At 45.6% G+C, this 11,593-nt stretch carries 14 protein-coding genes; 3 read left to right on the top strand and 11 right to left on the bottom strand.

Translation table 11 applies throughout. The features are described from left to right. Positions 1–47: 47 nt before the first annotated feature. Together FHS17_RS13350 and FHS17_RS13345 are read right to left on the bottom strand one after the other, a co-directional pair. Positions 48–926 carry a carbohydrate ABC transporter permease gene (locus tag FHS17_RS13350; RefSeq protein WP_167278872.1) on the bottom strand — a complete coding sequence of 293 codons (879 nt, stop codon included), beginning with the start codon at positions 924–926 and terminating at the stop codon, positions 48–50. A gap of 13 nt (positions 927–939) precedes the next feature. Continuing rightward, the gene (locus FHS17_RS13345; RefSeq protein ID WP_167278948.1) at positions 940–1,824 is read right to left on the bottom strand and encodes an ABC transporter permease; all 885 of its coding nucleotides are present in this window, start codon (positions 1,822–1,824) and stop codon (positions 940–942) included. Between the two features lie 220 nt (positions 1,825–2,044). On the opposite strand from FHS17_RS13345, the gene FHS17_RS13340 reads away from it, so the two are divergent. Next, positions 2,045–3,757: a sensor histidine kinase gene (locus FHS17_RS13340; protein WP_167278871.1), complete on the top strand. Its 1,713-nt coding sequence runs from the start codon at positions 2,045–2,047 to the stop codon at positions 3,755–3,757. A gap of 27 nt (positions 3,758–3,784) precedes the next feature. Further along, a complete protein-coding gene (locus tag FHS17_RS13335; protein ID WP_167278870.1) occupies positions 3,785–5,407 on the top strand; it encodes a response regulator in 1,623 nt (540 codons plus the stop codon). Between the two features lie 512 nt (positions 5,408–5,919). Here the strand turns inward: FHS17_RS13335 and FHS17_RS13330 are convergent. The 6 genes from FHS17_RS13330 to FHS17_RS13305 form a co-directional block, all read right to left on the bottom strand. Then, on the bottom strand, positions 5,920–6,234 hold the full coding sequence (locus FHS17_RS13330) for a hypothetical protein (protein ID WP_167278869.1): 315 nt from the start codon (positions 6,232–6,234) through the stop codon (positions 5,920–5,922). Positions 6,235–6,369: 135 nt separating this feature from the next. After that, positions 6,370–6,849, bottom strand: a complete 480-nt coding sequence (locus FHS17_RS13325) for a DinB family protein (RefSeq protein ID WP_167278868.1) — start codon at positions 6,847–6,849, stop codon at positions 6,370–6,372. Positions 6,850–6,869: 20 nt separating this feature from the next. Continuing rightward, complete coding sequence (locus FHS17_RS13320; protein ID WP_167278867.1) at positions 6,870–7,391, bottom strand: GNAT family N-acetyltransferase; 522 nt, start codon at positions 7,389–7,391, stop codon at positions 6,870–6,872. Position 7,392: 1 nt separating this feature from the next. Beyond that, positions 7,393–7,764, bottom strand: a complete 372-nt coding sequence (locus FHS17_RS13315) for an iron chaperone (RefSeq protein ID WP_167278866.1) — start codon at positions 7,762–7,764, stop codon at positions 7,393–7,395. 18 nt (positions 7,765–7,782) lie between these two features. Continuing rightward, positions 7,783–8,502, bottom strand: coding sequence for a GntR family transcriptional regulator (locus FHS17_RS13310; protein ID WP_167278865.1), 720 nt, complete (start codon positions 8,500–8,502; stop codon positions 7,783–7,785). Between the two features lie 185 nt (positions 8,503–8,687). Continuing rightward, entirely contained in the window at positions 8,688–9,032 is a 345-nt protein-coding gene (locus tag FHS17_RS13305) for a DUF1801 domain-containing protein (RefSeq protein ID WP_167278864.1), read from the bottom strand. 140 nt (positions 9,033–9,172) lie between these two features. On the opposite strand from FHS17_RS13305, the gene FHS17_RS13300 reads away from it, so the two are divergent. Next, positions 9,173–9,781: a transglutaminase-like domain-containing protein gene (locus FHS17_RS13300; protein WP_167278863.1), complete on the top strand. Its 609-nt coding sequence runs from the start codon at positions 9,173–9,175 to the stop codon at positions 9,779–9,781. 69 nt (positions 9,782–9,850) lie between these two features. Here the strand turns inward: FHS17_RS13300 and bshB2 are convergent, their stop codons facing one another. The 3 genes from bshB2 to FHS17_RS13285 form a co-directional block, all read right to left on the bottom strand. Further along, positions 9,851–10,507, bottom strand: a complete 657-nt coding sequence (gene bshB2 / locus FHS17_RS13295; RefSeq protein ID WP_167278862.1) for a bacillithiol biosynthesis deacetylase BshB2 — start codon at positions 10,505–10,507, stop codon at positions 9,851–9,853. Between the two features lie 91 nt (positions 10,508–10,598). Next, a complete protein-coding gene (locus FHS17_RS13290; RefSeq protein WP_208420346.1) occupies positions 10,599–10,946 on the bottom strand; it encodes a YojF family protein in 348 nt (115 codons plus the stop codon). An 83-nt stretch (positions 10,947–11,029) separates the two neighbouring features. Then, entirely contained in the window at positions 11,030–11,584 is a 555-nt protein-coding gene (locus FHS17_RS13285; protein WP_167278861.1) for a GNAT family N-acetyltransferase, read from the bottom strand. Positions 11,585–11,593: the final 9 nt, after the last annotated feature.

Below are 11,593 nucleotides of genomic sequence, written 5' to 3'. Positions count from 1 at the left end.
ATAGATGAGGCCGCTTGCGCGGCCCCTTCTTACAACAGTTGTTATGGCTATTCTTTTACCGCGCCAATGACCATCCCTTTTACGAAGAAGCGCTGAAGGAATGGATACACGAGAAGAATCGGAAGTGCACCGATAAAGATCTGAGCCGCACGTACGGTACGGTTCGAGATATTCTCCAATTGTTTGGCATCGACATTGATCTTACTGAAATCCTGCTGCACAATAATCGTCTGAAGCAGTGAAGCCAGAGGATAATCCTTGATATCCCGCATGTAGATCATGCCGTCAAACCACGAGTTCCACTGGTAAACCATCGTGAACAGAGACAGCGTTGCAATGGAAGGCATAGACAAAGGAATGAACACAAGAACAAGCGTTTTGAGCTGACCCGCACCGTCTAGATGTGCTGCTTCTTCAAGCTCTTTGGGCAAGCCGCGGAAAAAGTTCAGCATCAGAATGATGTTATAAACCGACACCGCACCCGGCAGAATAAGTGCCCAAATGGAGTCCATTAGTCCAATCTTTTGAATCAGAATGTAGCTTGGGATAAGTCCCCCGCTGAATAAGATCGTAAAGACGAAAATCCAGATATACATCGTGCGTCCTTTGAAATTCTGGTCATCCTTTGACAGAGGGTAGGCAGTCAGTAACACAATGATCATGCCAATCACCGTAGACAATACGGTCCGTTCGACCGATATCCACAAGGAGTTAAGGAAGTTGGAATTACCAAACGTCTTCGCATAAGCATCTGTCGTAAACCCCATTGGCCAGAAGCCTACGAGATTAGCATTAGCTGGTGCCATACTGCTGAGCGATACCGCAAGGATATGAACAATAGGCAGAATACATAAGAGCGATAGAAGGCCTAGAAACACATAGTTGCCGATATTAAAAAGCCTGTAGCCAAACGTTTTGTAATACAAAAGAAGAACCCCCTTAGAAGACGCGATAGTTCGCAAATTTATAGGCTAATCGATACGAAGTGGCAATGAGCACAATTCCGACAACGGATTTGAACAGGCCAACCGTCGTTGCAAAGCTCATTTTCCCATTTAGAATCCCAAGCCGATAAACGAAGGTGTCGATAATATCTCCCTTCTCATACACGAGAGGGTTGTAGAGGTTGAAGACCTGATCAAAGCCTGCATTCAGAATATTGCCAATTGATAACGTTCCAAGCACAATGGCAATTGGCATCAGCGCCGGCATCGTAATGTGAATGGTCTGTCTTAGCCTAGTCGCGCCATCTACCTCTGCCGCTTCATAAAGCGCCGGATTAATCCCCGCTAAAGCAGCAAGGAAGACAATCGTTCCGAATCCAAATTCCTTCCAGACATCACTGATAATCAGGGTAAATCGGAACCAGTTATTATCCCCGAGAAAGAAGATTGGCTTCATTCCAAGTGCCGTCACTAGCTTATTGACGAGCCCTCCGTCTGGAGACAGAATATCGAGCAAGATGCCCCCGAGAATAACCCACGACATAAAATGCGGTAAGTAGACCAGCGTTTGTGTTACACGCTTGAATGCCATCATCCTAATCTCATTGAGCAGAATGGCGAATAGGAACGGAACAACCAGTCCGGCAGCCATCTTGAAGAAGGCGATAACGAGCGTATTCCAGATCACCTGATCAATATCCGGGTATTTGAACAGGAAGCGGAAGTTGTCTAGTCCTACCCATTCGGAACCGGTTAATCCTTTCCAAGGCTTAAAATCTTGGAAGGCAATAACAATCCCGGCCATCGGGACGTATTGAAAAATAATGACAAGCAAAAGCGCCGGCAAGAGCATCAAGTGAAGCGGCCAATTCCGTTTCATGTTCCATTTGTTTTTGGAAACACGGCGTTTTTTTTGTTGCGTTGTTGATGGTATAACTGTGTCTTTCACCGCGGCATCCCCCATGTTCTGACAAAATATTTTACTTTGCTAGGTCGTCCTGACCTTGTAATATAACGATTATAGCAACGCCGATTTCCGATCTATATCCTAATATTGCAACAACGATATTGATATTTTAACTATCTTAGGGGGCCTCTCTTTGCTGCTGCGCTTTAATGTTTTCACCAAAATCACACTTCTGGTCCTGCTTCTGCTCATACCGGTCCTATCCCTTTACACCTACTCCAACCGGGAAAGTGTACGCGTGATCGAGAATGAAATTCAAAGCGGTACAACCAATCGTTTGTCCTCCTTTGCTGCCCAGGTGGAGTCTAATATTTATCAATTATCACTCTATGGCGTATCGATTGGACAAGACTCCAGTATCCAGGATTTCCAGCGTCCTGACTTCAAAGGGCAGCCTTATGAACGTGTGAAACTAAGTGTTGCTATTCTGGAAAAAATGAATCTGTACAATGCCGCCAGCAAATGGCATTCTACGATCACGTTATACTTCCCACGCACCGGAGACGCTCTGTCGACGGAATATTACAATACGATCTCTTATCAAGAGGATGCTTTTACTAAACCGTTCCTCAAATCATGGGAGTATATGGGGGACAGCTTCGTTTGGTACGCAACCGAGCCAACGACAGCGATGTCTAATCCCCGTCATGCTCGATTGATTACAAAGATCAACTTTCCAATCAATCACATAAAGACCATGCTGGACGAGAACAAAGTGAACAACAGCGGAGATCCTTTCCTGTTTAACGCCACACAAGGTACGATCCGGAACAAAACGGCCAACGAACCAAAGATCTCCCTTTTATCGCAAAAGCTGAAATCATCCCGTCTTGGCGACAAAGGAGGATTCCGTACAAAGCTGGATAACACCGAATACTATGTCTCTTACATCAAATCCAAAAGTCTGGATTGGTATTACGTCGATTATGTTCCGATGCAGCAAATTCTAAGTCCCATCACAAACAGCAGGAATTTATTCTATACCTCAATTGCAGTCCTGCTTGTCATGAGTATTGCGGTTATATTCGTTATCTACCGCAGTGTTCAGCTGCCACTCTTGCAGCTTGTTCGTGGGACAAAACGTCTGTCATCTGGCGACTTTTCGGTCCGTTTGCGTCACTCCGGCAACAGTGAATTCAGCCTATTACTGGCAAGATTCAACATCATGGCTCAGCGGATTCAAGAGCTGATTGAGAATGTATACGAAGAGAAGCTTCGCAGGCGCGAGGCGACCCTAAAGCATCTTCAATCCCAGATCAACCCGCATTTTCTATACAACTGTCTGTTCTATATCAAGAACATGGCTCGGATGAAAAACGAAAAAGCTGTGGTTGCCATGGCGCTGAATTTAGGGGAGTATTTCCGATACATTACGAGGTCCGAGAACGATGTCGCTACGATTCGCGAAGAGGTCAGTATGATCACCAATTACTTGGAAATCCAGTCTCTCCGACTTGAGAGGATGCGATTTACGATTGATGTGCCCGATGATATATTGGACAAAACGATTTCCCGACTAACCTTGCAGCCGATTGTTGAGAATGCCATTATCCACGGTCTTGAACCGCAGGTGGAGGATGGGGAGATCATCATCCGAGGTTTTCATGAAAATGATGGCGTTTACAGAATTACCGTAGAAGACAGCGGGGTTGGTATGTCCGATGAAAAGATAAATGAGCTGCAGCTCAGCCTGACCAAGCCGCTTGATGATAAGATGGGCTGCGGGACATGGAATGTACATCAGAGATTGATTTATTTATTTGGCGAAGAAGCTGGACTCTCCTATTCCCGTTCGGAATTAGGCGGAGTCAAGACAACTATTTCTTGGAATGACACTAGATCTTAAATTATATAAAAAAGCAGGTGAAACAGCATGTTACAGCTTTTATTGGTAGATGATGAACGGTCCGTTGTAGAGACACTAGCTGAGACGATTCCATGGGAAGAATGCGGAATTACGGTTGTACATGAAGCCTTATCCGGCCCAATGGCCCTTCAAATTATGGAGGATCATGCCGTCGATATTGTCATCACAGATATCCGAATGCCGGGGATGTCGGGGATTGAGCTAATAACGCAGATTAACAACAAATGGCCGCATGTAAAAACGATTCTGCTCACCGGCTATGCCGATTTTGACTATGCCAAACAAGCAATTGCCCAGAATACCTTTGATTACTTGCTCAAGCCGGTAAGTGACGAGGATCTTCTTGAGTCCGTACAACGTGTCGTTAATCAGATCAAGGAAAAATGGGAAGAGGTTGCTTCCTACCAAAAGACGCTTTATACCTTAAACGAGAATCTGCCTTTGCTTCGTGCTAACACGCTGAATGAGCTGCTTAGAGGCAGCTCGCAGGCTGCAGTGGCGGACAAGCTGAAGCTGCTTGGCCTGCCTTTTGCTGATGGAGATAACATAGGTATAATGCTTATTCGGATGGAAGAGCGTTTTGCAGAAATGCCCGGACAAGATGCGGCGCTTATGGAATATGCCATCTGCAATATTACAAGTGAAATGATGCAAAATGATTATTATATCTGGCATACTCGCGATGCCCATGATTATATCGTACTGCTGGTCAAGCCAAGGGATTCTTCCCTTGCGGGAATGGATGCGAAGAGTCTGCTGGAACGTTATGCCGCGCAAATCCAAACGAATGTTCAGAACTATCTTAAGGGAGCCATCTCCATACTGGTCGGAGGCTGGGGGCAGTTTCCTAGTCAGGCTAAAGAGATCTACGAGCAAGCCGTTACTACTATGCGCAGGAAGATGGGACATGGGAAAGGATTATTCGTCACCACACAAGAAGCCGTGGAGACTAGCCCGATCCATACGATTTGGTCTTTATACGAGCCTCCTACCCTGATTAGTCTTCTGGATGCCGGAAGGTTTGATGACATTGAGGCCAAAATCCGGCATATCTTCAAGGATATGCTGGAGGCGGGTAATGAGCAGGATGTATCCGAGCAGTTGATTGAGGCTTATCACGTGCTGGCGGGAGCCTTTTCGTATATCATCCACAAAAATGGCAAGCTGTTGTCAACGGTTCTGTCTCCTGAAGCCTTGAAGTTCTTCCATTCTCCTGCTTATACCACTGCGGCACAATTGATGGAGTGGTCGATTCGTATTTTGCAGGGAATCCGGGAAGATGCGGAGCAAGAGCTGAAGGATAATCATAGCTCCATCGTCCGTTCAGTTCGGTCCTTCATCGATATTCATCTGGCGAAGGATGTGTCCTTACCTGCAATTGCTGATCATGTTCATCTTCACCCTGTATACCTGTCGAAGATCTATAAAGCCGAGACCGGTGAACCGCTGACGGAGTATGTGTATCGGCTGCGTATGGAAAAAGCGGCTTTCCTGCTTCGAACGACGCCGGGGAAAGTGTTCGAGATCGCTGAGATTGTCGGGTATAATAACACAGCGTATTTCATCCGCGTGTTTAAGAAGTTCTTTGATGTGACTCCCCAAGAGTATCGGGACGATGCTCGGGTTTAGTTGTGGGTAACCTAAAGGGCATGGCACTGCGCAAGTGAATGTTCTTCCGATCGCTGTTGTTTCCGGATTCCTTGAACAATCGGCCCAATGGTCCGAATCCGGAAACAAAGGCGAACGCTACGCTTCTCCAGCACATTTACTTGCTCCGTGCCACACGTTACGCCACAAAAGAAACTGTTTCATCGTTTTAGGATGAAACAGTTAAAACCTTTGCGGGTCTTTTTTTATTTTACCCGCTCCTCTCTCTGGCTCGCAGCATTATGCTGCTCGCACGCTTGACATCTGTAGTACGGTTTTTGCGACTTATTTGGATTGACGTGCTCACATGCAAAAAAAGACCCTCAAGGGGTCTTTTCTTTTTGCGGTTCATCGAGCAGTGATGAACCTTTTTCACTTGTTCGAAACGGAGCAAGTAAAGGTTCTGAGGTAGTTGCCGGATTCGGACCACTAGTACGATTGTTCAAAGAATCCGGAAACAACAGCTAGGAAGAACCTTTGCTTGCGTAGTGCACTTAGTCTATTTCTTCTTCGCCTTTTGGACGGAACCGGTCGATAATGTCGATTACGTACTTGACTATAAGCGATAGTCCGCCTATGAAGTACAACGTAATTAGCGTCCATTCCGTCGGGTCCAGGGATACAATCGATATGAGGAAATATAGCGGATATACGTAGAATAGAATGTCCTTCAGATAAGGAAGAAATGATGTCTGCTTGAAGCTTCCTTCCCAGAACGACTTGGAAAAGGCAATTACGAAATCAATAATCATGAATCCGAATACGCCCCATAACGTGTACTTAATCCAGTCGACAAGTGTAAATGTCACTTCATCATCACCACCTTACTACACTATATGCGATGAAAGGTGACATGTTGATTAAGCTGCCCAAAGCTTTTCGACTGGCTTGTGTGAAAATTGACAAATTTCGAAACAGTCAACCTAGATTTTAGGGAGGTTTCCTTACAGGCTGTTAGCCGCAAATCGTTTCAATGTATTAATCGCGTTGAAGTGAATCCCTTCGTGGAACAGGGTATAGCTTAGGAACTCCTCAATGGTGCTTAAGGTCAAGCCGTTACCAGTTGTGAGTGGGGCTTTCACCTGCTCGTCCAGACGATGCTGCAATTCCTTTTGAATTCGTACAGGCTGCTCAGCAAGCAGCTTCAGCAATTCATCGAGGGTTGGAAGCTGCTCTTCTTTCCAATCTGCAGGTTTCGTCCCTTTGGCAAACCAACGTTCAAAGTTATCCGGTAATTGCATAGGCTCACCCGCAAATTGAAAAGCGAATTTCTCCTGGATGACAAAAATATGACCAAGATTCCATCTGATATTGTTATTAAAGCCCTCAGGTATGTAATCTAACGCTTGTTCCGGCAACCCTTGTGTTGCAGTTATCGTAACTTGACGTACAAAAGCAAGATGATTAAGTAAAGTTTGACTCATATAAACCCTCTTTTCTCATTTTAGAGTTCGATCCAGAACCGTCTGATCACATTGCCATTTTCCTCAATAAAACGTTCATTTTCTTTACCGCCATTGTTAAGAATCGTCTTGGCAGATGCCACATTACTCTCATCACAAACGACGAGAGCCTGATGAACACCAAGCTCCTTCAATTTCTGAAGTGACTGCGAAAGCAGCTTAGTCGCATACCCTTTTCTTCTTTCCGAAGGGCGGATTCCATATCCGATATGTCCACCCCTGTCCATCAGCCACGGCGTCAGCTCATGACGGATATTGACTGCACCAACAATTTCCCGATCTGCTGTAGCCAGCCAAAAGGTCGTATCAGGCACCCATCCTTCACGCAGATCAATACCGTTGGAGTGATCATCCAGCCACTGAATCATCGCTTCAAAATCGGATGGATCCTGCTCCACCACCCACGGAACGATATCTTCTCCGCTTGTTATCCATTCCTGATAAAAATCCAGATAGGCTTGTTTCCACTCCATAGCAGGACGAACCAAGTAAACTTCGCTCATGCTATTTGCTCCCCTTCTCCCTGTTCTGCGCCGCTCTATAGGCAGTAATCCTTCCGATTAACTCATACGGAATAGGCTTATTAAACGGGAATTGTACGGAGCCTTTGGCCCCTTTGTAAGCAGACAGTTCCTCCTGAAAAGCACTAACTCCGCCAGCTGTCGGATAGAACCCAATATGCTTTTTGAAAGCCGCATAATAGACCAGGTTTCCGTTCAGCTCAAAAGCCGGCATCTGATAGCTGATCTTTTCCTTCGCATCTGGCGCAGCCTCTTTGATCACTTGCCTGATCTTTGTAAGAATGACCTGCAGTTCGGCGGGAAAATCAGCAATATATTCATCAATCGTGTTGTACGTTTTCTTGTTCGCTTCCATATTAGACCCCTTTCGTCTTTACACATCGTAATTGACAACATAAGGATGCATGTCCGTATTATAAAAGCCAACGCTGTATTCAATCAACTCTTCATCTGCTCCATAAGCAAACCGGGACCTTTTCAGCAAAATAGCGCTCTCCGCCGTGATCCCAAGTGATACCAACACGGCTTCAGAAGCTGGTGATACTGCAAACTCATCCCGATAGCGCACTGGTACTAACCCTTGCTCCTCCAGCCAGTCGTAAAGCGACTGAATGGTCAGATTATCATCTGTGCTTTGATGATAGAGCTCGGCATTCAGATAATGTGTGTAATGAATATAGGGTTTGCCATTAAGCAGGTACAACCTCTCCACCTTTAACGCTTGTGAACCAAAGAGGCGATATGGCTCTGATCCTTCCTCATTGCCCGTCAGCCCTGCACGTATTAGCTGCTTGCCAATCTGATGGCCTTCTTCTACCAACACCTCAGTGAAACGCTTGAGCTTGGACAATTTGGAGGACGACGTATTGCGGATGACCCTCGTGCCTTTACCGCTGCTCGTCTCCAAATATCCTTCCTGCACGAGCGCTTTGATCGCATTACGTACCGTTATTTTGCTTACTTGGAACTCCTGCTCGAGCTGCGGCTCCGACGGAATATTCGAATCAACAGGGTACACCCCGTGCAAAATCCGATCCTTAATGATGTCCATCACTTGTATATAAAGAGGCCTGTTATTTCGTATCAGCTTCATTACTGTCTGTTCCTACCTTTCTACCGCTCATTCATCCTAATATCGGCTATTATACTGTTAAGATACATCGATTACCATTGGAGGTCAATGAACATTATAATGTTTGGCCGAAATAAAAAAAGAACCAACAAGTTAATGAAAAAATCTTTCAGTAACTTGCTGGTTCTCTTTGTGTAAGCAGTTGATTACAGCGTTGCCGATGCCTTATTCAGCAAGGATGCCAACAGGTCATAATCAACCGGTTGTCCTGACTTGAATTTAATCGTCTTCCGTTCGGGCGGACCTTCGAATTGTCCTTCCGGAAAATCCACTTCTGATGTATTAAAAATAACAAAGCTGACTGCTTCTTTCGCTGTTGAGATGACCGCGGCATACTTGCCATTTTTCAAGAAATGCGGTTTCTTATACTGCATTCTCTCCTCGACACCTGGCACCGTCTGATGAACCATGTCCCGAAGCTTGTTACATATATCAACTTGCCAAGGCTGAACTAATACGGTGATAAAAGACGTAACCTCTTCTAGTCTCATACGATCCTCTCCCTTAGCTCACTTTCTATTATTCACTATACCATTTTGACCAAATAATAGAAAACATACATACTTATTGAATAAATATGTATTTGGTTGCATAATTATAGAATCTATTAATCTAATGGGGGAATCATTGTATGTCTTTCCGTTGTGAATCATCTTCAGTAGCCGACTATTTGGCCGAATCTGAATGGATCGATTACCGTCATCCCTCTATTCTGGCTTTAGCGGAGGAGTTACATAGTCAGTCGACGGATGAAACAGCATTTATCCAATCTGCCTTCGAATTTGTCAGGGACCGGATCGCCCATTCTTGGGACATTAAAAGCACTCGTATTACCTGCAAGGCCACTGATGTTCTTGCCTATAAAGAAGGCATTTGCTATGCCAAATCGAATCTATTATGCGCAATCTTGCGGAGTCAGGGCATTCCGGCAGGTTACTGCTATCAACGGCTGACTCTTGGAGATACACCAGAAACCGGCTACGTCATCCACGCATTAAATGCCGTCTATTTGCGGTCTGCCGACAAGTGGATCCGACTAGATGCTCGCGGTAATAAACCGGGAATTGACGCTCGGTTCTCGCTAGGGGAGGAACAACTTGCATTTCCTATCCGAGAGCATTATGCGGAACTGGATTACCCAATCATCTATGTGATGCCTCATCCGAAGACCATTGATGCCCTTCAACAGCATAGCGATTGCAGAACGATGTACCTGCATGGTTTGCCAGCTGAGTTATAAGTAAATTCCTAGGGAAATTACATAAACAAAAGAGAGGCTGCCCCATTCAAGGGACAACCTCTCTTTCTGTTAATCAAACTTATACGTCCAGAACCGTTCCGTTCCGAACCGTTCTAGAAGCTCTGTGTCCGTATGATCCTTGTCTCCAAGAATCTCGCCTGCTTGGAACTGGGAGCGATGCGCTTTGATGGAATCCATCTTATTCTTCAGATAATTACGGACATCAAATGAAATATCCGGCTTGCCAATTGCCTGTTCATGGTTCCGGGAGAACGCCATGCAATACACAGGCGGACGCTCTGCCTTAGGCAGTCTGCCCACCGTGCGAACAACAGCTTCGCCGGTCGCATCATGGTCGGGATGGACACTGTAACCCGGATAAAAAGTGACAACAAGGGTCGGACGTACTTCTTCTATAAGAGCATTTATATGTTCATCGAGCAGCACTTTATCCTCGAACTCAATCGTTTTATCATGGAAGCCAAGCATTCTCAAATCCTGTATGCCGATGGCTGCGCAGGATTCTTCAAGCTCCTTCCGGCGAATCTGGGGCAGTGTCACCCGGCTTGCGAACGGCGGAGTTCCCATGTTCCGGGCCATCTCCCCAAGCGTCAAGCACGCATAAGTGACATAAGCACCTTGGTCTATTAATTGTGCAAGCGTCCCCGACAATCCAAAAGCTTCATCATCAGGATGCGGCAGGACGACTAGAATACGTTGTTCCATATTTATCTCTCCTTAAAGCTTTTTTACAGCACATTGCAGTATATAAGCCAGGAATTTTGTATAAAAGCTACTTCGGAAGCATTAGTTGCGTCTAGAATGGTTCGCGGCTGAGCTGAAGTGATACAACCAGCTTGCCCTGCTGATCATGGCCGGCGAGAATAAGTCGTTCCGGCTCGCTTTCTACATAATGGGTAAGACCTTCCGAGTATACCCATCCGTGATTCATTTTGAGTCCTACACGGAATGGACCATTGCCAGAGATCGAACCATGTGAATATTGAATAACCGCATTGGTTATAAAAGTAGCTGCCGGATGCTTAGAGGCGTCCATATGAGCCGCGTAAGCTCCTGTCGTCATCTCAAGATGAATATACACATCCTGATCTTTCAAGCTGTCCAGACGTCTTTGTATTTCTGCCGGTTGAATCGGTTGTATCATCTTGGATCCTCCTTAAACGTACAAATCATTTTGAGTAATTGAGAAGATTGTATAGTAAAACGATCGGAATTACAACAATTAGATTAGCTAATCGTTACCGGCTTCTCATAAAGATTAAATTCACCAATCGGATTTACTGCCGTTCCTTTAAACGCATAGCCGCAGCTGTTCTTATAGAAGTCGTTCAGCTTCGGATTATTGGCAATACAATCGAGTCGGATGCGGTCTTTCCCCGGGAAATGAATGCCTGAGCTCGCCCAGCGAACGATCTCTTCACCGAGATTTTTGCCCGCTGCCGCTCGGTTAGTATTCAGCCTGTGCAGATAGACGGCGTTCTCATGCCCTTCTTCACCCCATAGTTCCTTGTCCCATGGGCTTGCCTGCTGCATCAGCATAACCATACCCATTAAGGTATCATTCTGGACAAAAATGTACACTTCGCCGCGCTTAATCGCTTCCGGCGTCTGATGGGAGTCTTCTCCTTGCAGAAGACCACTCCATTGCGTAGAGCCTTTGCTTTTCAGCCATTCCGCTGTATTAACAAGAAGCTGCAGGACAGCCGCTGTATCTTCTTCCCTTGCCTGAAAGACTTCTATATCTGACTGAATAGTTCCAATATGATCTGTTCGTGTAAACATGATGACTGA

This window comes from Paenibacillus lupini, from assembly GCF_011761355.1.
GTDB lineage: Bacteria > Bacillota > Bacilli > Paenibacillales > Paenibacillaceae > Pristimantibacillus > Pristimantibacillus lupini.
Note: the sequence above shows the minus strand (reverse complement) of the source record. Positions and strands in the feature narration are given on the sequence as shown.